At 45.2% G+C, this 25,720-nt stretch carries 24 protein-coding genes and 3 pseudogenes; 2 read left to right on the forward strand and 25 right to left on the reverse strand.

Translation table 11 applies throughout. The features are described from left to right. Positions 1-7: 7 nt before the first annotated feature. Together cobA and QYF49_RS08720 are read right to left on the reverse strand one after the other, a co-directional pair. The gene (cobA, locus tag QYF49_RS08715) at positions 8-784 is read right to left on the reverse strand and encodes a uroporphyrinogen-III C-methyltransferase (RefSeq protein ID WP_290399237.1); all 777 of its coding nucleotides are present in this window, start codon (positions 782-784) and stop codon (positions 8-10) included. A gap of 359 nt (positions 785-1,143) precedes the next feature. Beyond that, positions 1,144-1,407, reverse strand: coding sequence for a LysR substrate-binding domain-containing protein (locus QYF49_RS08720; RefSeq protein WP_290399238.1), 264 nt, complete (start codon positions 1,405-1,407; stop codon positions 1,144-1,146). Positions 1,408-1,532: 125 nt separating this feature from the next. Here QYF49_RS08720 and QYF49_RS25990 point away from each other — a divergent pair, with 125 nt between their 5' ends. Both QYF49_RS25990 and QYF49_RS08730 read left to right on the forward strand, forming a co-directional pair. Beyond that, positions 1,533-2,237: a vanadium-dependent haloperoxidase gene (locus QYF49_RS25990; RefSeq protein ID WP_425589559.1), complete on the forward strand. Its 705-nt coding sequence runs from the start codon at positions 1,533-1,535 to the stop codon at positions 2,235-2,237. Then, positions 2,224-2,388, forward strand: a pseudogene (locus QYF49_RS08730) (dihydrofolate reductase family protein); the annotation flags it as partial. The gene QYF49_RS25990 and the pseudogene QYF49_RS08730, both read left to right, overlap by 14 nt. Positions 2,389-2,587: 199 nt before the next feature. Here QYF49_RS08730 and QYF49_RS08735 read toward each other — a convergent pair. From QYF49_RS08735 to QYF49_RS08840, 23 genes and pseudogenes are all read right to left on the reverse strand, one after another. Beyond that, positions 2,588-3,043: a DUF3574 domain-containing protein gene (locus tag QYF49_RS08735; protein WP_290399239.1), complete on the reverse strand. Its 456-nt coding sequence runs from the start codon at positions 3,041-3,043 to the stop codon at positions 2,588-2,590. A 246-nt stretch (positions 3,044-3,289) separates the two neighbouring features. After that, positions 3,290-4,615 (reverse strand): MFS transporter, encoded by a 1,326-nt coding sequence (locus QYF49_RS08740; protein WP_290399240.1) that lies wholly within the window; start codon positions 4,613-4,615, stop codon positions 3,290-3,292. Between the two features lie 243 nt (positions 4,616-4,858). Continuing rightward, positions 4,859-5,713, reverse strand: a complete 855-nt coding sequence (locus QYF49_RS08745; protein ID WP_290399241.1) for a DMT family transporter — start codon at positions 5,711-5,713, stop codon at positions 4,859-4,861. After that, positions 5,661-6,247 (reverse strand): annotated as a pseudogene (locus QYF49_RS08750) (DinB family protein). The gene QYF49_RS08745 and the pseudogene QYF49_RS08750 overlap by 53 nt, the downstream one beginning before the upstream one ends. A 154-nt stretch (positions 6,248-6,401) precedes the next feature. Beyond that, the gene (gene cdaS, locus QYF49_RS08755) at positions 6,402-7,022 is read right to left on the reverse strand and encodes a sporulation-specific diadenylate cyclase CdaS (RefSeq protein WP_290399242.1); all 621 of its coding nucleotides are present in this window, start codon (positions 7,020-7,022) and stop codon (positions 6,402-6,404) included. A gap of 107 nt (positions 7,023-7,129) precedes the next feature. Continuing rightward, entirely contained in the window at positions 7,130-7,924 is a 795-nt protein-coding gene (locus QYF49_RS08760; protein ID WP_290399243.1) for an SDR family NAD(P)-dependent oxidoreductase, read from the reverse strand. A 142-nt stretch (positions 7,925-8,066) separates the two neighbouring features. Beyond that, a complete protein-coding gene (locus tag QYF49_RS25735) occupies positions 8,067-8,663 on the reverse strand; it encodes a hypothetical protein (RefSeq protein WP_354005831.1) in 597 nt (198 codons plus the stop codon). Between the two features lie 15 nt (positions 8,664-8,678). Further along, positions 8,679-9,481: pseudogene (locus tag QYF49_RS25740) on the reverse strand (UbiD family decarboxylase domain-containing protein); the annotation flags it as partial. 20 nt (positions 9,482-9,501) lie between these two features. Next, positions 9,502-10,926, reverse strand: coding sequence for a sodium:solute symporter family protein (locus QYF49_RS08770; RefSeq protein ID WP_290400403.1), 1,425 nt, complete (start codon positions 10,924-10,926; stop codon positions 9,502-9,504). Positions 10,927-10,945: 19 nt separating this feature from the next. Continuing rightward, the gene (locus tag QYF49_RS08775; protein WP_290399244.1) at positions 10,946-11,776 is read right to left on the reverse strand and encodes a R2-like ligand-binding oxidase; all 831 of its coding nucleotides are present in this window, start codon (positions 11,774-11,776) and stop codon (positions 10,946-10,948) included. Between the two features lie 30 nt (positions 11,777-11,806). Next, positions 11,807-12,985 carry an iron-containing alcohol dehydrogenase gene (locus QYF49_RS08780; protein WP_290399245.1) on the reverse strand — a complete coding sequence of 393 codons (1,179 nt, stop codon included), beginning with the start codon at positions 12,983-12,985 and terminating at the stop codon, positions 11,807-11,809. Next, positions 12,982-14,469, reverse strand: coding sequence for an aldehyde dehydrogenase family protein (locus QYF49_RS08785; protein WP_290399246.1), 1,488 nt, complete (start codon positions 14,467-14,469; stop codon positions 12,982-12,984). The genes QYF49_RS08780 and QYF49_RS08785 overlap by 4 nt, the downstream gene beginning before the upstream one ends. Positions 14,470-14,508: 39 nt before the next feature. Then, positions 14,509-15,846, reverse strand: a complete 1,338-nt coding sequence (locus tag QYF49_RS08790) for an MFS transporter (protein WP_290399247.1) — start codon at positions 15,844-15,846, stop codon at positions 14,509-14,511. A gap of 149 nt (positions 15,847-15,995) precedes the next feature. Further along, positions 15,996-16,784, reverse strand: coding sequence for an enoyl-CoA hydratase/isomerase family protein (locus QYF49_RS08795; protein ID WP_290399248.1), 789 nt, complete (start codon positions 16,782-16,784; stop codon positions 15,996-15,998). 28 nt (positions 16,785-16,812) lie between these two features. Then, a complete protein-coding gene (locus QYF49_RS08800) occupies positions 16,813-18,366 on the reverse strand; it encodes a class I adenylate-forming enzyme family protein (protein ID WP_290399249.1) in 1,554 nt (517 codons plus the stop codon). A 4-nt stretch (positions 18,367-18,370) separates the two neighbouring features. Continuing rightward, entirely contained in the window at positions 18,371-18,862 is a 492-nt protein-coding gene (locus QYF49_RS08805) for a (2Fe-2S)-binding protein (RefSeq protein WP_290399250.1), read from the reverse strand. Between the two features lie 5 nt (positions 18,863-18,867). Beyond that, positions 18,868-19,737 carry an FAD binding domain-containing protein gene (locus QYF49_RS08810; RefSeq protein ID WP_290399251.1) on the reverse strand — a complete coding sequence of 290 codons (870 nt, stop codon included), beginning with the start codon at positions 19,735-19,737 and terminating at the stop codon, positions 18,868-18,870. Between the two features lie 20 nt (positions 19,738-19,757). Beyond that, a complete protein-coding gene (locus tag QYF49_RS08815; RefSeq protein WP_290399252.1) occupies positions 19,758-20,213 on the reverse strand; it encodes an SRPBCC family protein in 456 nt (151 codons plus the stop codon). Further along, the gene (locus QYF49_RS08820) at positions 20,213-22,642 is read right to left on the reverse strand and encodes a xanthine dehydrogenase family protein molybdopterin-binding subunit (RefSeq protein ID WP_290399253.1); all 2,430 of its coding nucleotides are present in this window, start codon (positions 22,640-22,642) and stop codon (positions 20,213-20,215) included. The genes QYF49_RS08815 and QYF49_RS08820 overlap by 1 nt, the downstream gene beginning before the upstream one ends. Continuing rightward, positions 22,643-23,254 carry a nucleotidyltransferase family protein gene (locus tag QYF49_RS08825; protein ID WP_354005832.1) on the reverse strand — a complete coding sequence of 204 codons (612 nt, stop codon included), beginning with the start codon at positions 23,252-23,254 and terminating at the stop codon, positions 22,643-22,645. Beyond that, positions 23,248-24,318, reverse strand: coding sequence for an XdhC family protein (locus tag QYF49_RS08830; RefSeq protein WP_290399254.1), 1,071 nt, complete (start codon positions 24,316-24,318; stop codon positions 23,248-23,250). Before QYF49_RS08830 ends, QYF49_RS08825 begins: the two co-directional genes overlap by 7 nt. Then, on the reverse strand, positions 24,319-25,107 hold the full coding sequence (locus tag QYF49_RS08835) for a response regulator transcription factor (protein WP_290399255.1): 789 nt from the start codon (positions 25,105-25,107) through the stop codon (positions 24,319-24,321). 297 nt (positions 25,108-25,404) lie between these two features. Continuing rightward, on the reverse strand, positions 25,405-25,686 hold the full coding sequence (locus QYF49_RS08840) for a DUF6509 family protein (protein WP_290399256.1): 282 nt from the start codon (positions 25,684-25,686) through the stop codon (positions 25,405-25,407). Positions 25,687-25,720 lie beyond the last annotated feature (34 nt).

A 25,720-nucleotide genomic window follows, 5' to 3' on the forward strand; every position in this document is an offset into this window, starting at 1 on the left:
TTTTTGCCTATAAACCGGAGCCTGCCACACTCGCCGGAAGCTGTTTGTTATCTGGATTGAACCAATTTATCTTGTCGTTAAACGTAACTACATCTCCAACTAGAAGAATACCAGGAAAATGCACCTTCTCATCCCCTGCGATCTTTTGCGTGGAGTTCAATAGACTTCTGCAGCAATATTGATCAGCTGTTGTTGCTTCCTGTATGTAGGCAACGGGAGTGTCGGCAGCCCAGCCTGCCTGCAACAGCTTGTCCTGAACCGTCGAAAGCCAGTTCCGGTCCATCTGGATGACTAGAGTATTGAAGCTTGCCGCAATCGAACGTAAGGAATCCGGATGATCATCAAGCTTCGATGCCGAGAGGAAGACAAAAGAGCATGCATACTCCCTGTGGGTGACGGGTACTCCGATATAGGCAGCAGCTCCAAGACCCTCTGAAATACCAGGAACTACTTCAAAAACAATTCCTTTTTCCGCAAGGTCATATGCCGTTTCTTCACAACCGCTGAACAAAAAGGGATCCCCCTTCGTTAAATAAACGACCGTCTTACTATCCTCTGTATGCCGAAAGAGTTCCATTCTTATTCCACCAGTTTCCATCCCATCTTTATCATAAGGGATACAGACCCCTCGTTTTGCATTCGAATGGATGTATGTAATCATCTCGCTATTTATCAGCTGATCGTAATAGATGAAATCTGCCGTTTTAATGCACTTTAATCCCTTCATTGTCAGTAGCTCCGGATCCCCCGGTCCAGCCCCTATTAAATAAACCTTCCCCATCATGATCCCTCCCGCTTTATATTTTCATCCACGAATTATCTCATTTTTTGAAGGTGCTTAACATTCTTTCGGAAGATAATCTCACAAACTATTATACTCTTGGAAAATGGTATATATGGAAGAAGACCGAGTACCTGATCAATCACAAAGAGAAAATTTAGAGCGCTGGATTAAATAAGGCTCTAATGATAAAGGCAGCCCTCCTTATCTACAGGAATTGGTTGCCCTTTTAACATGGCTAAATGCTATCTTGTTTCTCCAGCATGCTAAGAAGCTGCTTCCCAGCCTTGGAAATATACCTATCCTTAAGCCAGACCGCTGCAGGGTTTGGTCAGTGGAAACGATTTCTTAATGGCATGGTTTTAAACTTCCCCGATTTCTGATTTAGGAATGATCGTAATTCCCATGCCGGCGGATACAAGCGTAAGAATCGTAGAGATGTCGGGACAGTCCAGAATGACATTAGGGTGATGTCCATTTTTTTCAAATTGTTCCAGGATCATGTCATACATCCCCTGGCCGGAAATACGCCTTGTCAGCAATAAATCATGCTGTGCGATTTCTTTCAGCGTTACAAGCTCCAGTTGAAACAAATGCTCCCATTTTCTTGGCACCACGCAGACCATTCTTGCCGACTATTCGCTAAAAAAGGACCAGCATGCATTGTTATATCAGATGGTCTTTAACACTTATTGTTATATTTTATTGCTCTTACTCATAAAGAATAAGAAAAAATAGAAGGGGTTATCGAATGAGAACAAATTACAGAAGATGGTCAGAACATCCTTACTTTGGAGAGCAAACCCCGCCTCAACAGAATCCTGAACCAGCATATTTTCCAATGTTTTTTATTTTAAGGCAAACCAACAATGGGTTCCTGGATCCCTTTCAACAGCGTATCCTTTGGCAAATTAAAAATCCTAATGAAATTGATTGGGGATTTGAGTTAACGATTGTAGAACGAACTTTATTATCCATAACGCCTGAGCAAAGACAACTCGCACAATACTGGGGTATGGTCGAAGCCACGCAGAACATGACGCCTATGATTTACAATTACGCCCAAAAATACCAGCTGGGTTCCCCGTTTATTGCCAGAGTACTCGCATATTTTCACGCTGCGGTTAATGATGCCTTTGTCATGTCGTGGTATTTTAAGTATCTTTGGGATGTGGCACGTCCCAATCAATATGGCACAAACCTATCTCCATTGCTGTCTACACCTCGGTTCCCATCGTACCCTTCTGCTCACGCCACTGTTGCAGGATGTGCAGAAACGGTCTTAAGTTATTTCTTTCCGCAGGAAGCATCCGGAATAAAAAACACAATGGGGGAATGCGCTTTATCCCGTTTGTACGCCGGCGTTCATTTTAACGTAGATAATGATGAAGGGTTGAAATTAGGAAGGCAAATCGGGGGCATGGCTGTAAGTTTATTAAGGGCACAAAATCAATGATCAATTAGTGCTGAAGATTAATCCAATCATGGTCGGTGAAGGTATTTCTCTATTCGGCAGTGTAAAGCCATGTTTTCAATTAAAGTTAGTGGACACGAAAAAGTATGCAAAAGGAGTTGTAAAACCCACTTACAATATTATTTATAGATAAGATTTTTCTTGTGAACGTATGTTAATAAGAAAAGCCGCCTAAATGGCAGCTCGATCTTAGTGTTTTCGCTTTTTTACGTCAAACCGTTTGATTGAGGAAGTAATATAAGGCTGGCTTCGACAAAAACGTCAAAAACAGCGCAACACTCTGGTACAACCGCGGTACAATCTTGTCGGCTCGATGATGAATACTGCTTTACTTATTCAATGAAATACATCTTGCCATTCACTTCAAGGGAAACGGACGATTGTTTCATCTCTTCTTTTAAAGTTTTTGCATAAGCTACTACTTCGTTAATTTTCTTCTTGTTCAACTTTTTAGCAAAGCTATACACAATGGTGACTTTTTCTTTAATTAGCTGATCGTTATCACCTATCCAGGCCCCTGTTCCCTCAATAGCTGTTGCCCCTCCAAACATCTTAGAGAATGTTTCCAGAGACCGATTCACGAACGGGGTATTATCGATGGGCTGATCTACATCATAGGTAGATGGGACATAAATTTTCACAACATCATCAAGGTGGAATTGTCCCTTCAATGCGTTCGTTTCTTGAGCTTTTAATGTTCCTTGTTGGCCTGTGTCATATACCGTATGGCCCAAGAACCCAACTAATACCAAAGACAGAACCCAATACAAAATCTTTTTCCCTTTCAAACCTGCCACTCCTTTTACTTGGATTATTAAACTATTTAGACGATGTTGAGTGCTGCTTCTGCTCTATTTAAACTGTAAAAGGATTGAAAGATTTTGGAAATAGATAGGGAGTCGTTACTTTTTTAATAGATTTCGCTGTATTTCAAGACTTTCATCTTGAGCCATAAAGACCGATACAGCCAAAAAGCACGCCGGCAGCGTGCTTTTAAAAACATGTTCCTCTTCTTTAATTACAAGATTAACTGTCTACACAGACAGCTGGTCATTTTCAGCGTTCAGCTCGGCCTCGATTTGGGAGACCTTCGAAGATTCACCCATTCGCCAGTAGGTGATAAAGCTTATTGCGATACAAGCAGCTACATAGAAATAGAAAAGCGACTCGGCTCCGATGCTCTTCAGCCATAATGCGATGAACTCCGCCGTCCCGCCGAACACTGCGACTGTGAGTGCATAAGGGAAACCCACGCCTAGGGCTCGGATTTCAGTCGGGAAAAGCTCGGCTTTCACGATCGCATTGATGGATGTGTAACCGGTGACAATGATCAGTCCTGCCATCATGAGCAAGAAAGCAATAATAGGACTCTTCATCTGCTCCATAATCATGAACAGCGGCACTGTCAGCAATGTTCCAAGAATACCGAAACTAATCAATAGAGGGCGCCGTCCGATACGGTCAGACAGCATGCCGGCGAGCGGTTGAAGCACGACGAATACTAGCAGAGCAATAAAGTTGATCCAGCTGACGACCTCCTTTTGGAGGCCCACAGTATTCACCATGAATTTCTGTAAATATGTCGTGTAGGTATAGAACGCGACCGTTCCGCCAAGCGTGAGTCCCACCACTGTCAGCACCGCTTTGGGGTGTTTCATTAGAACCCTGATGGTCCCTGCGTTTTCTCGGTTTTCAGAGTCCATTTTTTCGAACTGCTCCGATTCGTCCATCGTGCGTCGCAGCCACAGTACAGCCAAGGCTCCCATTGCTCCAATGACGAATGGGATACGCCAGCCCCAGGACATCATATCGGATTCGCTGAGCACTTGCTGCAGGATAATCTGCACACCAAGAGCCACTAGCTGTCCGGCAACAAGTGTCACGTACTGGAAGCTTGAGTAGAATCCGCGGCGGCCAGTGCTGGCCATCTCTGACAGATAAGTTGCCGAGGTTCCATACTCTCCACCTAATGACAACCCTTGAAGCAGGCGGGCGAGAACCAGAATAATAGGTGCTATTATACCAATGGTGCTATAACCTGGAGTACAGGCTATGATCAGAGACCCACCGGCCATGATAGTAATGGAAAGCGTCAGTGCGGCACGCCGGCCATGACGATCGGCGTAGCGGCCCATCAGCAGGCTTCCAATCGGCCGCATCAGAAATCCTACGGCGAAGATCGCCGCCGTGTTAAGCAATTGGCTGGTCGGGTCTCCCTTCGGGAAGAACTCTGCAGAAAAATACACAGCGAAAGCAGAATAGACATACCAGTCGTACCATTCGATCAGATTTCCAACCGAACCTTTGAAGATGTTACCCGTAATGCGTCGCGTCTTTGCGCGATCAATGGATTGAGACATGGTTAAATCCTCCTCATGATGTACTAGTGTTAGACGCTCCTTTTTTGGCTTCGTCATCACTTTCAGGCTTTGAAACTACTGGAAACCGCTTTCTTTTTTAAACTATACCACTTATCACTCGACAGCAACAGACAAAAAATTGTAAGAAAAGTAATAGGGCTTCATTTTAAGCTTGGTCATATAATACAGTTCAAGTTGATGGATTTTTGCGGTCTCAGCAAGAACTCTCACGTTGATACAAACTCATAAACTAGCAAGCACCGCTCCCAAAATGGTAACGATTCCGCCTAAAAGTGTGACGAAGGATATTTGTTCTTGCAGCAAAAGAACACCCAGCAAAACAGTCCAGACCGGGAGTAAGTTAATATAGGGCGCTGCTCGCCCTGCTCCTACAATTTTCACTCCGGCATTCCAAGAAAAATAAGCAATAACTGAAGCAAATGTACTCACGTAGAAAATACAAATCCATGCATTAGTTGTCATATGGATCATATTAGGATGGACCGTTCCCATACAGCTTATGGCACTAAAAATCGTCCCATAAAAAGCGGCTCCCGCAGTCATTGTAAGAGGGTCTATCGTTCTGCCATATTTCTTGCCCAGAACAGTATACATTCCCCAAGCGAAGCATGATAACAGAATTTCAATTTCTCCAACAATTGAACCGGGAGAAGAGTCTGCATGTTTTCCCTGAACCAAAAGAATCACGCCGATAATTGAGACCGCCGCTCCAATCCATGCCTTTGATTTGATTTTTTCTTTAAGAAATATGGGAGTGAATAGCAGGATGGTAATCGGAATACCTGCTGAGATCATCCCGGCTTGTGATGCGCTAATCGATTTAAGACCTAAATAGTTTAATGTAGAAAAGGCGAATATGCCAAGAAACCCTTGTATTACAAATTCTCTCCATTTAGAAATGATCGGTAGTGGTTTTTTGTTAAGCATCAGTAATCCCCACAGGAGCCCCGTTGAAATGGCCCAACGGATAGTGTTTAATAAAGTTGCTGGCATGGCCGGTGCTAAATACCGGCCGCATATGTAATTACCTGCCCAAAGAAGGGTTGCCGCCACCAATAGTAAAATCCCTTTTTTCATGATGTTGATCCTCTCTTGTCTCTGATTCTTGGCTAAACCATTTACGCAGTTGGTTAATATGAGCCTGATGATATCTGTTATGGTCTGCGATATGCCAAATACCCCATTGGATTGTGGCTTTGTAGCCATTTTCATATTCAACGGTTTGATGTAACTGTTTGTCTGTTAACTGATAACACATTGATTTAATCATCTGTACAACATGATCATAATCCGTCATGAGCACATCCAGAGAAATCCCTTTCAGCTGCGGCTATTGGTCGTTTTTATCTAAACTAGGGCCAAATTTCTCTTCAAGTTCCCTCGGCACCGCCTCACCCTTGATTCTAAATATCCATTTGAGGTCCACGTATGCTAAGTGCCTTACTAACTGCGCGTACTGTTATATTTTTGGTTCGGACCTTTATAATCTAATTCCTCATGTGACATAGCTTCAACAATTGTTTTTAACCGTTTGTAATTTCCGTCTACCATTGAGTAGAGCATTCCAACTACAGGTTCCATTCCCGGCTCTCCAATTAAATCTGAAATCATCCAATCACTCCCCAGTACTTGTTAAGGTCTCAAGTCAATTATACTCCAGAAATGGGCAGTTTTTTGCGTTTCGTATCGTCAAAAGAGAAAACCGACAGAAAGACCCAAATAAAAAAGCAGACGGATGGTCTGCTTTTGATGCACTGCCTATACTTTAAACGATTGAACTGGACATGTTTATCGGATACAGCTTTCCATCCACAGCGAACGAAACCCTGCCCGTTTCTTCAGATACCACGAGTACCAGTGCATCACTGATCTCGGTCAATCCTATTGCTGCTCGATGACGGGTTCCCAGTTTTTTTGAACTTGAATGGATTTTGGATAAGGGAAGTACGTTTGCAGCCGAAATAATAAGGTCACCTCGAATTAACACCGCTCCATCATGAAGAGGATTTCCTGGATAAAAAATGGACTCTAATAACGGAAACGTTAATGTTGCTCCGATCGAATTGCCCGCACTGATCATCGTCTCCAAGGGCTGTTCCCGTTCGATGGCGATCAGCGCTCCATGTTTTTGACTGGAAAGATGCTGGATACAAGTTGAAATTTCAAGGTATTTTTCTGTATAGGGAGACAAATAACAGTTTAAATAAAATGATGCTGCTGCGGTTTGTGTTTGTTCGATTTGTCCTTTTAATTGTTCGAGATTGCCTAAAAGACAATAACTCTCCCTCTCCAAAGAGATTATAAATTGATTAATCTCAAGGTTAATATGCTGGAGGATATCGACAATCTGTTGTTTTAGTGATGAAACATCACAATCTTTCCTCATGGTTTAACTCCATTCCGCTCACTCCACCAAAAGAGTGCAGTTTTCCTTGCTTCCCCTATTCTGTGCTTCTTGATTTTATTTTATGAGAGTAAAAAATCCGTTTGAACTTAAAAAACACTCCGAACTAGCCCCCCATCAATCCGGTAGGCAGCTCCATTTATGGCTGATGAGAGCGGACTGCTTAAAAAAGCCGCCAGGTGGGCAATTTCTTCGGGGCGAATAAGCCTCTGAATAATGGAAGTGGGCCGATTCTCCATCATGAATTTTCTTTCGGCCTCTTCCAAAGTCAAATTTTGATCAGGATAAAGGCTTTGTAACATGGCCTCGACCCCTTCCGTTAAAGTGGAACCAGGCATAATCGTATTGACCGTTACCTTCGTTCCGTATGTAAGTTCTGCCAAGCTTCTGGATAGGGAAAGCTGCATCGTCTTGGTAGCACTATAATGAGCCATTTCCTGAGACGGCATAATGGCTGCCTCACTAGCTATAAAGATCACTCTTCCCTCTTTTTTTTCAATCATTTGTTTCAGATACCTGCGCGTTAGCCGGACACCGCTCATGATATTGACTTCAAAAAACTTAAACCAGTCTTCGTCCTGTATATTAAAGTATTCCTTCGGTTCAAAAATGCCCAGGTTGTTGATCAATATGTCAATATCATTGAATTCCTTCATCATTTTTTCGCATCCTTCCTCTTTTCCGAGATCGGCTGCGGCTGAATATAATACAGCGTCGGGATGCAACTCTTTAATTTCCGCTATCGTTTCTTGCACCTTTTCCTCACGGCGTCCGTTGATGATAACATGGGCTCCTTCCTCTGCCAGAGACATCGCAATGGCCTTGCCAATTCCGGATGTAGAACCTGTGACAAGTGCAATTTTTCCCATCAGATCTAAATGCATGAACAATCCTCCTTAAAGTACGCATCAATTTTTGTAAATGAAAAGTTTATAATAAAAAGCTGCTGGGAGTTAGCATTCCTCTTCCCGTTGACTTATTAACGTAACGGTAGAGACAAAAGACCAGCTGTCATTGATCAGCTGGTCAAGGAATCCTTCCTGAAAGTTTACGATGCATAATCCTGTTGCCATGCTCAAGATGCTCTGAGTTTACCCCTGATGATGTTTCGTTTAGGTACTCCTGAATGTCCATATTTGCGTATCCCGGAATGGAAATTCGTTTATACTGCATCGGTTCACTGTTAAGTGGAACTGTACAGTCAAATCCCGTTTTCGATCCGAACCCGTCATTTGTGGACGGATCGAGTTTTGAGCCTTGCGCCCCCTCTACTACCACTAAATCCTTGTCCACCTGGAAACGAGTAGCGATTGCCCATTCTACTTCCTCCATGTTAAATATATCTACATCTTCATCGACGACAACCACGTGCTTTATATCAAAACTGTTTGCGAAGGCAGCGAGGATGGCATTCTTAGCTTCACCTTTGTTTCGCTTTTTTATGGATACGACCGCATGATAACGGCATGTCCCGCCTGGACTCATGTGAACCGCAACGGCAGAAGGCACAGTCTGGCGGACACTTTGAATGAGGCTAGCCTCACGTGGAATGCCCCCGAGCAGGAGATGCTCGTATCCAGCCGGGATAATCGTATAAAAGATCGGGTCTTTTCGGTGTGACACGGCGGTTAGCTGAACAATTTCCTTGTCACTCCGCGGGCCGTAATATTTAGGGAACTCCCCAAACGGTCCTTCCGGCTGATTTTACCTTCTAAAACGATCTCCGCATAGGCAGGCACATCAATGTCCACCGTTTCACAACGAACGGTCTCAAGCGGTTCTGATCGCAGAGCACTGGCGATTTCCAGCTCATCTATCCCGAATGGGGTGCTCGCCTGTGAAGCAAGAAGTGTCACAGGATCCACTCCTACAACTATGGCACATTCGAGCGCCCTTCCTTCCTCCTCTGCCTGTTTGTACAAATGAAAGGTGTGCCTCGGCAGCAAAAGTACTCCCAGTTTATCCTTTCCAGAAATCTGCAGGCGATGAATGGATACATTTTGTTTTCGGGTCACAGGATCACGGGTAATGAACAGGCCTGCGGTAATGTAATTTCCAGAATCCATCTCATGGTGGACGGGAATGGGAAAGGTCTTAAGCAAATCGATGTTCTCGGTGATGATATTTTCCTTTACCGGGGCATCTTGGTTGCTCACTTTTCTGCATGCTTTTGGTGAAGTCACCGCTTCAGTGAATTTTGGAATGATTCCATATTGGTCTGTTTCCAATGCTTCAGCAAAGTCATCTCTTGTAGAACATATCCCCGAAACGACAGGCATCCCATAGTTCTCAACATTTGAAAAATATACCGCTTTTTTACCGTCCAGTTTCTTTGCGACAGCAGCGATCTCATACTCCAGACTCACTTTTTTATCGATGGCCACCAGCCTCCCTGTCGATTCAAGGTGAGCTAGCCATGTACGAAATGTTCTTGCCTTCATTACACCTTTCCCCCTTATCTCTATTGCACCTTGTATTGGTGGCCGTTATTTTCTTTTGAACCTTCCTCATGAACCACAGTTTTGTTTTTTCGCCAAAAATGATCGATTCCCATTACGATAAGAGGTGCAAAAGCAGCGATATAAATGTTATCGATACCGAACGGGTTTCCTGCAAGAAACCAAAATGTTGTTGTAATTACAGCGAATATCATTCCAAGGGCAGCCCCTATTCCGCTGCTGAAACGGGGAAAATAAAACATCAAAACCACGATAACGGCGATGGTTGTACGGAGTGCCCTGGCAAAAAAGATCGTGTTTAGTATTTCCGGGGTAAAAATGGCGAAAGGAATAGGTAAAAGACCCATCACAATGGTCGCCACTCTTGAAAACCTGAGTGATTTTTTGTCTGATCCTTCTTTATTAAAGAGCGGACTATAAAAGTCTTTTAACAATAGGGCAGCTGCTCCAATAGTTGAGGCTGCCACTGTTCCAAAAACCGCGGCGATTAATCCGGAGATCACAAGACCCGCAAGGAAAGGGTTCATAAGGGTAGTCAACATCGGAAAAGCCTCGGAAGAAACGATATTCGGAAACAATATAGAGGCTGTCATCCCAATGAGAGCGGCCATGATTCCTACAGGAATTACGAACAGCCCAGCGTAAATACTTGCTTTTTTTGCGTTGGCATCATCATTGGTCGAGCAAACCGCCTGAATGATGTATTGAGTAGAAAAAATAGAGCCAATGTTGGCGATGGTCCATGCAATAATGGTTGGCCATGAAATGCCTGTCCAGTCAAACATCGCTGGCTTTAGCTGCAGCGACAGACCTGAAAAACCGCCTGCTGCAGTTAAACCGAACGAGACTGCCAGAATTAATCCCAAATATTTAAAAAACGCATGAATAAGGTTGGTATAAGCAACCGCAAACATTCCGCCCAAGGTAACGTAAACAACTGTGACTGCACCAACCACAATTGCTGCCATCGCATGGGGGACGTGCATAATCCCAGATAAGGTCGCCGCCCCTCCCGCGTACATTGATACGTTAACCACGCTTAGGGCATAAATCATAATGACTGAGGTAATCGTTCTCGCACCATTTCCGTAAGTTTTTGATATAGCCCCAGAAATGGTATACTCTCCACGCTCATGGAACTTTTTTGCCAGTGTGTAGGCAAACAAAGCGAAAGCAAACGCGAGTGTGATTAAGTTCCAGGAAGCCGAGATTCCTTGAGAAAAAGCGGTTTGCGCGGTACCGATCGTAGAGCCTGTGCCTATGAATTCAGACATCATCAAGACCCCGATAATAAAAGGGCCGAAAGCTTTTCCTCCTGTCATGTATTTGTCCGAGCTTTTTGAGAATTTCTTCGTATATAGTCCAAGAAAAGCAGTGGCTAGCACATACAAAATGACCATTCCTATGATTATGGCACTGGCTGTCACCAAGCGATTCCCTCCTTATTTAACTCATGGATGGCACTCCGAATATGTCCTTCAGGCGCCTTTCAAAAAGCTTCGTCACCCGCTGCCGGCCGTTCACCTCCACCGGGGTTGGAACCTCGCGTCCGTTAACCACTACCGGCTGATCGTAACGAATCAAAATGTAGGGAAGATATTCACTATAAATCTCTCGTATTCTATTGGCGTGCTTTTCATTTCTTGCGAGCAGCTTTAACATGCGAAGCCCAAAGCCGACGTGGCGGCCTTCATCCTCTTTTATACGTTTGAAGCCTTCTTTCAACCCGGGCAGGAGGCCTTTACTTCCATAAACCTCCTCAAATACATCGTACCCCGCCATGGCTTGTACACCTTCAATGATTCCCTGGTAGTGAGTCAATCCTTCAACGAGGGCAGCTTCGCGTTCCTCTATACTGCCTTCCAGTGCATTGAGCATCATTTTGCCCCGCTCATCCAGCTTTTGCTGAACGAGATTTTGCACTCCATGTATACGTTTGATGCCGAGTACCTCTTCAAAGTACCGAAGGAAAAATTCGGTATGCTTGAATTCCTCCAACAACTGAGTACTGAGGAAGGCTTGTTGCTGGGTGGATGCCCCAAGCATGATCCAGGGACAAAATTTTAAGGCAACATTCTCTTCTGCATCAAGAAATCCGGTGCAAAAGTGAATGAGATAATCTTTCAGGTCTTGATCAAGTGCTTCAAAATCATCTCTGTCATGGGTTAAATCGATCTCAGCAGGATCCCACGTTCCAAACCGTATCGCTTTCCGGTATAAATTCCAGGCTACCTCGTCTGTACTTTTTTCCAAACTAAGAATCAAATCATCGCTCATTAAAAACCGCCTCCGTTTTATTTGTGAATTCTAGTAAACTCGTTTTAACAGATCCAGAACGTCAGCCTCTGCTGGCTGACGGGGATTAAACCTCATCATCCCGCTTTGAAAAGAGTCCCTTGCAATTGCAGCGAGCCTGTCCTCAGGGACGTTTAATTCCTTCAACCGGGTAGGCAGTCCAATTTCCCGCACCAGGAAAGCCACTGCTTTAGCCGCCTGACCGGCCAACTGTGTTTCGTCTTCTCCCTCAACCCCCAACAACTGCGCAATCTTAGCCGCTTTAAGTGGGCACACCTGAGCATTGAACTCAACGACGCGGGGGAGGAGCAAGCCGATGGCTATTCCGTGAGGAACATGGCAATGACCGGAAAGAGCACTTCCAATGGCGTGGGCAAGCCCAAGGAAGCCGTTGTTAAACGCCATCCCTGCCAGTAAGCTTCCGTGCGACATTCCAATTCGTGCTTCCTTATCTTTTCCGTCCACAACGGCCTGTCTAAGGTGTGAACCGACAGTGGTAATCGCTTCAGTGGCCAGTGCATCGGATGCAGGGCACGACCGTAAGGAAAAGTAGGTTTCGATTCCATGGGCCAGAGCATCAATTCCGGAGGCTGCAGTCATATTTTGTGGTAACCCCATGGTCAGTTCAGGATCAACAATAGTAAGAGTCGGAGCCATATGCTGGCTGGTGACGGTCACTTTTACATTGTTCTTCCAGTCTGAGTAAACACCGAAGATAGTCACCTCACTCCCTGTCCCGGATGTGGTTGGTATCGTAAGCAGCGGAATAGCTGAGGAGCTTACGATCTTATCGACTCCTGCATAATCGCGGATGCTGCCGCCCTGGCTTGCTACAATCCTAATCCCTTTTGCAGTGTCTATGACACTTCCGCCTCCTACTGCAACGAGACAATCATAGTGCCCCGATAGAAAATACTCGGCTCCACGATCAATCGTTTCAAGACTCGGATCAGGCTCTACCTCTAGATAGAGCTCGCTGACAATCTTTGAATCTTGCAGCGATGAAATGATTCCGCTCAATAATCCGGCGGATTCCACCCCTTTATCACTGACGATAAAAACCCTGTTCACACCAAGAGTTACGAGGTTCTCCGCAAGGCGGGAGGATTTTCCATACCCGAACTCTATCCGCGTAGGCAAATGAAAGGAGAAGTCCTGCCTTGTCTGTTTTACTAGAGAACTCATGTTCATAGAGGAGCCCCCTCACAAGGGTCCATTTCAATATGCACATGCTTCGTCTCGCAATATTCCATCAGGCCATCCACTCCCCTTGTCCTTCCTAAACCGCTCTGCTTGTAACCCCCAAATTCTGTTTCAGGAAAGTTTTTGTTGTACGTATTGATCCAGACGGTTCCCGCTTTGATCCCTTTGGACATCCGTACCGCTCGGTTGAGATCCGATGTCCATACACCGGCGGACAAGCCAAAATCACTGTCATTCGCAATGTGAAGCGCTTCTTTTTCCGTTGAGAATGTCTGAACAGCGAGAACAGGCCCGAAAATTTCTTCTTTGACCACGCGGCTGCCGGCCATGAGCCCATCAATGATGGTAGGAGTGAAATAAAAGCCCTGATCATATGTTTCGCCTGTCTTTCGGTAGCCGCCAGTAATGATTCTTCCTTCTTTCCGGCCGATTTCACAATACTCTTCAACAAGGTCCAATTGGCTTTGTGAGACCAACGGCCCCATATCAGCCGTTTCCAGAAGCCCGTTTTCCACCCGCAGCTGCTCGGCGTATTCTTTTAGACGTTTGACCACTTCGTCTTTAATGGATTCATGAATGACCACCCTGGAACCGGCCATGCAGATTTGGCCTGCGGAAATAAAAATGGAACGGCCGATGACCGGAACAGCTTTATCAAGATTTGCATCCTCAAAGACGACGTTCGGAGATTTCCCGCCAAGTTCGAGTGCTACTTTTTTGACATTTCCTGCTCCCATTTCAATGATGGACTTGCCAGTAGAGGTGTCCCCCGTAAAGCTGATCATGTCGATCTTGTCACTGGCTGCCATGGCTGCTCCAATGGACTTTCCTGGACCGGTCACGATGCTGACGATCCCTTTTGGAAAATGAGGAATTTCAGCAATGAGCTTAAAGATCTCTACGGATATTGAAGGAGTAAGGCTTGCTGGCTTGACGAGGACTCCATTACCGGCAGCAAGAGCAGGTGCGAGTTCACGAATCATGAGCAACGCGGGCCAGTTCCAAGGTGATATGATTCCCACCACGCCTACCGGCTCTTTTACAACCACACCAAAATTATCGGGTTCAAGCTGCATGGAACGGCCAAAGACAGAACGTGCGGCTCCTGCAAAATACTTCAGTGTATCAATACAGCCTGACAGCTCGATCCGCGACTCGCGAATGGTCTTTCCCTGATCCATCGTGAGGATGAGAGCCAGGTGCTCCAGCTTTTCTGTCATTTTTTCGGCCAACGAATGCAACGCTTCATAACGGCGCTTAGGATTCATTGACCAATCACTTGTCAGGAAGGAATGCTGTACAGACTCTATAATCTGGGATACATCTTGAATAGTCGATTTTTGCGAATAGCTGACCAGTTCTCCGGTCGCCGGATTAAACGATTCTATCAGCTCCTTAGAAGTCGATTCTGACCACTCTCCGCCTGCAAAATTATAATAAGTGGGTATCTTTTTATGAATGATGGTTGACATCAATTAAAGCTCCCTTCGTTTCCAAAGTCTTGGTTTCTGCTAGTGGAGTCTGCCTCTCGTTTCTGGAATGATAACGCTTCCGATGATGTAAACCAGATAGATCACAATCGCAAAATACATTAAAGTATGGGGAATGTTTTCAACGGAGCCACTCGCCAGGGTAACAAAGGTAGGCATCATTCCACCGACAGCGAAGCCCATATTCCATGAAAGGCCAGTGCCTGTCGACCGGATGGAAGTCGGAAAGCGCTCGTTCAAAAAAATCAAGACGGGTGCATATGCCGCATTTCCTAATACCACAAGGCATACGACATAAAAGTAGATGGAAGAAACCGACGCTGCATTAGCCAGCGATAGATAAAAATAAGGCAATCCGATCACATTCAATACACCGATGACAAGGAATACCTTTTTTCTGCCAAAGATTTCACTCAGATGGCCGGCAATCAGTGCAGATATGATGGTAGCTATGCTGGCCGCAATAAGCACACCGGACAACGTTGTAGCGGATACTTTATTCACAACATTCAGGAAAGTTGGTATAAACCCGGCAGTGAGATAATATCCCGAACCGCCACCGATGACGATCATTAAATTCACCAGAAGTACACGGGAGTATGTCGTAAACAGCGATTTAACCGGTTTTTGTTCGTCGATATTTTGTTTTGAGTCTTTTTTCGTTTTCATTTCGGCCCATAACGGAGATTCCTCCAGCGTCCGAAACACAAAAAGGCCGGCAACGGCTCCTAAAATACCTGTAAAGAACATCACTCTCCAGCCCCAGCTATCAAAGGCTTCACCGGGAAACAGAGCTGAAACGATTGTAAAAGCAATGGAAGCAAACAATGCACCAAGTCCAGCGCCTCCACCGCCGATAAGGCCAGACATTAATCCTCTCCATTTAGGAGCCGCCGATTCTGTTCCAATGGTATGGGTGGAGGCGACCACCCCTCCCACAAAGACCCCCTGGACGAGCCGCAGCAATAAAAACAGGAGGGCTGCAAAAAAACCGATTTGCGGTACTGTAGGGAGTAAACCAAAAATTGCTGTACTAATACCAACACCGATGATCGCCACCGTCATGGCATTCTTTCTGCCATGCTTGTCGGCATACGATCCGAATATGGCGGATCCAAGCGGCCGCATGAGAAGCGTGACGGCGAAAGAAGCGTAAACGGCTGCCAGGGACAGTGTTGGATTAGCTGTAGGAAAAAATAGCTTTCCAATCGTTGGTGTAACATACAGAAGAATAAAAAGATCATATAAATCAAAGGACCAGCCCAATAAGGAAGCTGCTGTTGCAGAAACCATTTGCCTGTTTTTCACTTTAGGCTGTTCTGACTTCTGAACAACCTCAGAAGGTATTGCACTTGACATGTTTTTTCCTCCAATACTAAAGTTTTTTAACATGACTTAGCTTGGATGAGCCTTTTTAAGACTGAATTTTCAGTCTATTAAAAGTATAGAAAGTACATGAAAAAGCATAGTAATCCCGTGGGACACGGGATTACTTGCACCTTGTTCACTTACTTTCCGGTAAAATTCGGTTTTCTTTTCTCTACAAATGCATCCACACCTTCTTTAAAGTCATCGGTGCATCTGAGCATGCCATACGCTCTTCCCTCGATTTCTAACCCGGTGCTTAACGGGCCTTCCTCAGCCGCATTCAATACTTCCTTACAAACACGCTGAGCAAGTGGTGAAAACCGTACGAGCTCAGCCGCCAGTTGATCCACTTCATTGTCAAGCTCCTCTTTCGCCACAACCTTAGTAATCAATCCCCATTGGTACGCCTCTTCAGCAGGTATCCTTCTTGCCCTCATGATCATATCCTTTGCTCTTGTAAGGCCTACAGCCCGTGCCACACGCTGCGTCCCTCCGCTTCCGGGAATCATGCCCAAATTCATTTCCGGCAACCCGAGGAGGGTGTCGTCAGCAGCGATTCTGAAATCACACGCCATGGCAATCTCAAAGCCTACCCCAAATGTATATCCTTGAAGCTGTGCGATGACGGGCTTCGGGGAACGCTCTGGTGCGGCAACGTTCACTCTTAAACGGGACAATTCTTCAGGATGAGTTTCCATGAACTGAGGAATACTTCCGCCAGCACTAAAACACTTGTCGCCTTCACCCTTTACAATGATGACACGTACGCCTTCGTCATCGTTCAATTCTTCAAAGATCTCAGCAAATTGTTTCCTGGCGAGCATACTGATATAATTCATTTTTTCCGGGCGGTCGAATAAAATGGTCGCTGTGTGTGTTTCCCTGTTCTTTTCTACACGGATGTGATCATATTGAGTAGTGGTTGTCATTTTGTTTTCCCCTTTCGATTTCAAGAAATTAAACTACTTTTTCTGTTTTGAACAATTCAAATTCCCCATCCCGCAATTTCCGCCTCAACACTTTTCCGACAGGACTTTTCGGAATTTCCTTAACAAATACATACTTTCGCGGCCTTTTGTAGTTGGAGAGCTGCGGATGGTTTTTGCAGAACTCGTCCAGCTCTTGAATCGAGACAGTATGGCTGGCGGGAACGACGAACGCTGATACAATCTGTCCCCATCTATCGTCTTCTTCTCCGACGATGGCGACTTCGATTACATTCTCATGCTCGGAGATGACGTCTTCGACTTCCAGAGGGTGGATGTTTTCGCCGCCTGAGATGATCATGTCGTCCACTCTGCCGACGACATGCAGATCGCCGTCTTCATCCAGCACACCAAGATCTCCTGTAAAATACCAGCCGTCACGAATCGCTTTTTGGGTCGCATCTGGCCGGTTCCAATATCCCTTGAACGCTTCAACTGATTGTAAATTGACAATGATCTCACCGATTTCATCTTTTCCTACGATCTCTTCGCAGGTTGAAAGTCCGTCCGGGTCTGCTCTTACCAGCCTGATGTTTTGATGAAACCCTGGTTTGCCTGCACAACATGGTTTTTCGAAGACATTTGAATTGATGGTAAAGGTGTACACCTCAGTACTTCCGTAGTGATTTACGAACACCTCAGGCTTCAGCTGCTCAATACATTTTTCTGTAAGGGAAGAAGTCATCGAAGCCCCGGCATATCCAATTTTTTTAAGGGCCGAAAGATCATAATCACTAAATTTCGGATGTTTTAATATGTCATGGTACAAAGTTGGCACAAGATACAAACAGGTAACAGCTTCCTTCGTGAGCAATTCCAGCGCATCCTTCGCGTCAAAATCAGGAAGTATGACAAGCTTCCCATTTAAGAAGGTTATCGAAAGCAGCGACCTCATTCCCATGGTGTGGTAGAGAGGCATCGTTCCGAGCGTGCTTTCCCCTTCTGTATAATGATTTTGTATAATATGGGCAAGCGCTGCAGAGTACTCATTTTTATGGCTTCTTGGAACACCCTTTGGTTTTCCGGTAGTTCCCGAAGTATAGAGCATTAGGGCGATATCTTCATCCGATATGACTGGTCTGTCATACGTCCCAGGACTCCGTTCTATCAGCTCGGAAAAATAAATATCAGCCCCTTGTACACCCTCGAGCCCAATATAGACTGGCCTTTCATTAAACCTTGCTTTTAACACCGCCTCCTGGCTGGCATCCTCATACACGATTGCGGTCGCTTCCGCATCGTTAAAGCAATACTCTACTTCCTTTGCTGAAAGCCTGAAGTTTATCGGTGTATAAATGGCACCCATTTTCTGCAGCGCCCAATAGAGAATCACATTTTCGCTACGGTTTTTTAACAAAACCATCACACGATCCTGTTGTTTTATTCCGATGCGCTGAAGGGAGGCTGCCAGCCTATCAACCTGGCTGTTCAGCCTCGCATAGGATAAACGCTGATCTTGCTGAACGACAGCATCCTTGTTCGGGAAGCGCTCAACTGCAAATTCCAGCAACGTTCCGAGGTTCATGGATTCAACTCCTTTGCAAGACTTCTTTATTGTTGTCTTGAACCGTTTTCTCTACAGCCTTCACTATCCCTTCATAGCCTGTGCACCGGCACAAATGTCCTGAAAGGGTTTCTTTGATTTCTTTAACCGATGGCTGCGGGTTCTTTTCCAAAAAATCAGTGATGGACATTAAGATGCCAGCGGTGCAAAAACCACATTGCAGACCATGGCATTCTATGAAATTTTTTTGAAGCGCTGTCAGCTCTCCGCTGCAGGCAAGACCCTCGACGGTTGTTATTTCGCAGTTATCCGCCTGTACCGCAAAAATCAAGCAGGACCTTACCGCCAAACCGTCCATGTTGATCGTACAGGCCCCGCAAACACCATGCTCGCAGCCTACATGAGTCCCCGTCAGTCCACACGTTTCACGTATAAAATCACTCAACAGCATCCTTGGTTCTACCCACTCTGAATACGACTTGCCGTTGATCGTTACATTTACTTCAGTTAAGGACATGCTGCTCACCCCTTTGCTCTCTCGTATGCTTGATACAAAACTCGGGCCGTTAAGACCTTCGCTAATTGTGTACGGTACGTGGCCGACGCATGCAGGTCCGATTCGGGCTCTACACTACTGCCCACGAGCTCGGCTATTTTTTGTACGGCTTGGTCCGTTATCTTTTCGCCCGCAAGAAGTTCCTTTGCATCCTCGATCAATAACGGTATAGCCTCGACCCCGCCAAGCGCCAGCCGGATATCCGAAATTTTGTCATGCGCGTCAAGTTCAAGCTGACAGGCGGCAGCTACGAGTGCAAAGTCACCATGGCGCCTCGCGACTTCCTGAAAAGAAGAGCCCACTCGTCCCTTCCATATGGGCAGATGAATTTCAGTAAGCATTTCATTTGGCATCATGTCTGTCGTTAGAAACGTAAGGAAGAAGTCCTCCGCTTTTACAGTTCTCGTTTCTTCCTCTGAAGAAATGTGAAGTGTGCCATTGAGCGCCATCAAAACGAGGGGAAGTTCTGCACTCGGATCTGCATGGACGATGCTGCCACCTATCGTTCCCCGGTTTCTCGTTTGAAGGTGTCCAATATGTGCGACCGCTTCCGTTACCAATCCGCATTGGCTTTTCACGAGTTCAGAGGTTTCCACCGTATTTTGCCGTGTCATCGTCCCGATTTTTAATGTTTGATCATCGCTATCGATAAAATTCAAATCATGCAAGCTGTTAATGTCAATTAAACACTGAGGGGTGGCCAGTCTCATGTTCATGATGGGAACGAGACTCTGTCCTCCCGCTATGATCTTGCCGTCAAAACCGCTGGATTCCAGCAAAGAAAGGGCTTCTGAAACATCTTTAGGTCGATAGTAATCAAATTTTGCCGGTTTCATAATCAGCACGGCCCCTTTCGTTAAGCGCTTTGTTCAATTCGTTTTAATTCCTTGCCCAGTTTTTTGAAAAAATCCTGTATGACCATCTTCGCTACTCCACCCAGCATCCGCTGCCCTACCATCGCTACCTTTCCTCCTACTTCAGCCTCATAGGAGTAGTTTAATAGAGTGGAACTTTCACCATCCGGGGTCAGGTCCACAACCCCAACTGCTTCAACCGTTCCAGGAGATCCTTCCCCCTTCACAGCTAGCTTATAGTGGTTTGGCTCCTGCAAATCAAGAATTTCGATCATAGAAGAATAGTTCCCTTTTATTGCCGCGATTCCAATAGACAGCTCGGCCTGATACTTGTTGTCCTCCACCAGTACGAGTTTTTTGCAGCCCATAATACATTTTTCAAGAACACTGGGATCGAGAAGTACTTCATACGCTCTCTCCACTCCTGCATCTAAAACAAGCTTTCCTTTGCCTTCCATCAGATGGTCACCTCTTTATGATTATTTTCTTTCGCTTCATTCAGCAAAGTCCATATTCGGTTGGGACTCAGCGGCAGGGTATCAATCGCCACATTATACGGAGAAAGGGCATCACTGACTGCATTGGCGACTGCAACTGGAGCACTCATTGTGTTACCTTCTCCAAGTCCTTTAGCTCCGAGTGGAGTCATAGGTGATGGCGTTTCAATATGCTTGATCGTGACGTTTGGAATTTCAGGAGCCGTCGGACACAAATAGTCCATAAATGAACCAGTAAGCAGCTGTCCTTTATTGTCATACACGAGCTCTTCAAAGAGCGCTCCTCCCAAGCCGTGTGCGAGTCCGCCAAATATCTGTCCATCCACGATAAGAGGATTGAGCAGTTTCCCGGCATCATGGATCGTGATATAGTCCAGAATGTTTATCTCCCCTGTTTCAGGGTCAATTTCAACCGTTACTAAATCGGCCACAAAACCATAGGTTACTGATGAGTTGATGAGGTCATTCTCATCAGGGGGCTCAGCCGCTTTGATAGAATAGTAGTAAGTTTCATAGATTCCAGGCTCCATTCCCTCCGGAAGGGATAAGGGATTCCAGTGTGCGGACCCTGCCGCCCTCTTCAGCGCATATTTTTTTGCAGGGTCGCTCTTTACATAAAAAGCACCATTCCTTAGCTCAAGCTCACTCTCATCCACATTCAGCTGGTGAGAAGCAATCTTCATCAACTTTTCCTTTACCTTGTTCGCTGCATAAAACACAGCACTTGATCCTAATGAGGCAAAGCGGCTGGAATAGCTGCCGGATGCAATGGACCATGCGCTTGTGGAAGTATCCAGCTCTGCGACAACCTTGATTTTGTCCGATGGTATGCTTAAAACCTCCGAAACAATCTGTGCTGCCACGGTCTCATGCCCCTGGCCTGAGGGAGTCGTACTGATCCTAACGTTAACGCTTCCCATCGGATCCATGGAAACGGTCGCTGCTTCTGAACATCCTGATTTCGGCAGTGATTTCGCACGTTCTTCAGGAGTTAAAGCAACGGTGATATACCCCATATTGGAACCAGACGGCTCTACGATACAGGCAAGTCCGACACCGAATATTTTTCCGTCCTTTCTTGCTTCCTCTTGTTTTTTGCGGAACTCCTCATATTTTCCGGTCTCCAGCGCAAGCTCGAACCCCTTGATATAATCGCCGCTGTCATATAGACCTCCCGAAGCCGTCTTGTAAGGAAACTGATCCTTTTGAATAAGATTCCTGCGTATCACATCAGCTGGATCTAAATTCAGCTCGAACGCAATCTTCTGCATGATCCGCTCCAGCGGAAAATACAGCTCCTGGCCCCCATAGCCTCTGATTAAACCGGTTGGAAGCTTGTTGGTCATGATCGCGTACGCATCAATATGAAGATTTGGAATATCATAGGCACCTGTTGAATTGGCATGCGTACGATACAAACAGGCCGGTTCCGGAGCCCGGATGTAGGCACCGACATTGTCAATCATTTTCATTCGTAAACCGGTAACTTTTCCATCCTTTTTCACCGCTGCTTCAATGTAGGTGACCCTGTCCGTTCCACTGGAGCTTGCCGACAAATGCTCCTGCCGATCTTCAATCCACTTTACCGGACAACCGGCAATTCGGCTCGCTACGGACAGTAGAACCATATACGGAAATGTTCCAGCTTTTATTCCATAGCTTCCGCCGATATCTTTTGGAACAATGATTCTCAGCTTGTTGCTTGGAATTTTCAGCGCTTGAGCCATAATGGCCTGAATAACAAAAGGTCCGTGAAAGTTAGCGTGAACTGTATATTGTTTTTCACTTGATTCATAATGAGCGATAATACCGTAGGTCTCCACAGGCGTCGCCGTATATTTCGGAAAAAGATATTTATGTTTAATGATGGCATCCGCTTCTTCAAACGCCTGATCCACTTCACCGTAATTAAACGTACGGTGATTGGCTATGTTGGAGCCGACATTTTCATGAAGGACTGGTGCATCCTTCTCCAGAGATCCTTCAATGTCAACAACAGGAGGAAGGGTTTCGTATTTTACTTTAATAAGTTCCATTGCATCCTCTGCAATATAGCGGCTTTTCGCAATCACGACCGCCACAGGCTCACCAACATACCTGACTTTATCGATAGCAATGGGATAGTATTGCACCGGAGCGCTGACACCTACACTAAATGGCTCGAGATACTCTTTCACTTGTTCACCGGTAATCACCGCTTTTACTCCTGCCATTTTCTCAGCCTCAGCCGTATCAATCGACACAATTTTTGCATGCGGACTCGAACTCCTTAAAATGGCGGCCTGAAACGTCTGAGAGGGTGTACCGATGTCATCGATATATTTGCCCTGTCCGGTTAAAAGTCTCATGTCCTCTACCCTCGTGACCGCTTTCCCAATAACCTTGTCCATTTAAGAGACCTCCCTTCTCAAAAGCTTTTTAAAGTCTGCCATTGTATCAATATCAAAAGGATAGTTTCTTCCCATTTCAACGATCTTTACTTCATCCGTATACTTTTTCACTAAATCCCGTCCGCCTTTGTCACCTTTGATTTCTAGCAGCCTGTTAAACATTTTCCGGTGAAACAGGACAGGGTGTCCTCTTTTGCCAAAATAAGAGGATTGATACACAGAATGACTGTGGTCAGCATGGGATTCTTCCAACAGCAGGTTGATCTCCCGGGAGGAAATCAGGGGCTGATCTCCTAACAGAAAAATGGCCGCTTCCGCCTCAGCAGGCAAAACATAAAGGCCTGATTTTACAGAAGCTGATAACCCTTGGTTTGATTGATAATTCAAAAAAATTTTATTCACTCCTGCCATCGTCGCCTCGGCGAGTAGACCATCCACATCTGGGTTAATCACGACTGCAACACCATCGACGTCGGAGTCTACTGCCGCTTCTATCACATGCTGTATCAGTGTTTTCCCTTGATGGCGCAGCATCATTTTAGGCGTACCCATCCGCTCAGAGCTGCCGGCTCCCAGTATGATTGCCCACGTTTCCCTCTTTTCAGCTAAAATGCCAGTTCACCTACTTTCGTTTGCAGGTACTTTGTAAAACTTGTCTTTTTCATAACCTGAAGGGATTGTCCGCTCCCCTTCCCTCGATGTACCATTACCATTTCAGCAAGGATACTGAGTGCGATTTCTTCAGGTGTTTTTGCTCCAATGTCAAGCCCTATTGGACTATAAAGCCTGGAGAGCCGGTCCTCATGAAACTTCTTGCCAAGCCTGTCCATCAGCTCGTACGTTCGTTTGTTTGGTCCAAGGACTCCAATATACGCAGCATCTGTTTCAAGGATGTGCTCAAGCAACAGAAGGTCCTGATCAAAATGATGAGTCATGGTCACCACAAAAGAATGGTTTCCTATTTCTGGATCTTGCCATTTTCCTTTTGGAACGCATAGCAGTTGATCCGCCTGGGGAAAATTCTGTGTGTTCACAAAAGACGGACGGTGATCAATGATGGTGATGTGCCAATTCAATTGCTTTGCACCGTTCACGAGTGGTACTGCATCTGGCCCTGCTCCGAATAACGTCAACCTCGGGGAAGGTGTGATTTTTTCTGTAAAAACGAGGACCTTTTCATTCTCATAAGCAACTGTGTCAAGCCCTGATTTCACGTGATCCATATTAGGTGCTACCACCCATTTTTTCCCTTTTAAAGAGGGCGTTTCTGCTTCGATGATTGTCCTCAAGATGGTTTCATGGTTAAGGGCGCTTTCATAGAGTTCTAGAGTGCGTTCTGTGTTTTCTCTAAGCTTTACGGGGTCAAACGGTTCCAAAAGAATATCGATCGATCCGTTGCAGCCAAGGCCAAGCCCCCAAAGATCATCGCCTTTGTCTCGAAAATCATAGGCCAGCGTTTTGCAGGAAGAGTGATCCAGAACTTCCCGGGCGTGTTCCGCCAAATCGCCTTCCACACATCCTCCGCTCAATAAGCCTGTCAGCTTTCCGTCTTCTGCCCAAAAACATTTGGTGCCTTCCTTTTGATAGGTCGACCCTTCAGTACGAATAATCGTACCGAGAACTCCCCGAATGCCATTTTCAGCACATCGATTCATTTCGCGATAGATAGGAAGCATTTAAGCACCTCCTGCTGATATAGTGAAGCCCGGTTCTGCTTCTAAATGAAATTGCTCACGGTATTCGCTCGGTGTAATTCCCAGCTGCTTTTTAAATGTGGTGGCAAAGTATCCTGAATTAGCAAACCCAGAATTATTGGCGATGACTTCGATAGGCAGTGAAGACATTCGCAATAGTGCTTTTGCCTTTTGTACTCTGACAAAAGACAGGTATTCAACAAAGGTCATTCCAGTATCTTCTTTAAACATTTTGCTGAAATAAGAGGGGCTCAAATAAACTTTGTCCGCGAGACCCTTTAGGGTCAGCGGCTCACTGTAATAGAGTTGCATATATTGGATAGCGCTCCCGATCGGATTTTTTAGGTCTGCTGTGAAATAATCTTCACCTGTTTTCATCACACGGTTCACACTTTTTCCAAGGACCGGGATCAGAACTCTGTCCAGCGTTTCAATCAATTCATTTTTAGAAAGCGGTTTCAATAGATACCCTAAAAATCCAGCATTAATAGATGACTGAACAAGTTCAAACATCTTTAACTGGGTAATCACGATGATGGGGAGATCAGGATACAGTTGAAGGGCTGTTTTGCCAAAGGCCATACCATCCATGTCGGGCAAAGAAAGATCAATCATCAGTGCACTTGGCTTACTTTGTTTCAGAAGCAGCATCCCCCGGTTAGCCGTGCTCGATTCATAGATAGATAGGAAGCTGTATTTGCTTTCTGTTATTAACGAGCAGACTTCCTTGCGGCTTTGTTTATCATTATCGACAATGAGTAACTCAGACACTTGTGCCCCCCCTCACATATTTAGGTTAACGCGATAGAGTAAAAAGCAGTTTTAAAATCTGACAATCATTTTTATAAAATTTAATTTTCTGATCATTCTCATACTAATGGACATGGTAAACGCCTGGTTCTAATTTCTTGCTTTGGATCTTTTAAAATCTTCTTTAGTATGAAATATACAATAAATGTTTATTTCTCGGCTGCACTTGAAAAAAAGTATCCCAGGTCTTTTCCAGGATACTTTGAACGAATTTCCAGTATGATGAACTGGACCTGTTCTTATATGTTTTTCATCGTTTTACTGGACTTGGCTTCGGCAGAATTCTTTAAGTTCTGCCAATTCATCATCTTCTAATTCAAAATCTAAAGGATTGTTTGTGATTTCTTCGTATACGTGGTATTGGACAATTCGGGACTCTTGAGGCAGCTCAGCATAAATCAGTTTAATATATACGCCATTTTCCATATACAATTCATCATCTTCTTCTACTTCAATATGTATGATAAATTCGTATCGGTTCCCCTCGAGGATATTGGTAGGATCCTGCAGCTTTTCAAGTGTATGTCTAATCACATTCATAACAACATGTACCTCCTTATGGTGTATACCTTAT

The sequence above is a fragment of the Fictibacillus terranigra genome (assembly GCF_030412265.1).
In the GTDB taxonomy this organism is placed as follows: Bacteria; Bacillota; Bacilli; order Bacillales; family Fictibacillaceae; genus Fictibacillus_C; species Fictibacillus_C terrinigri.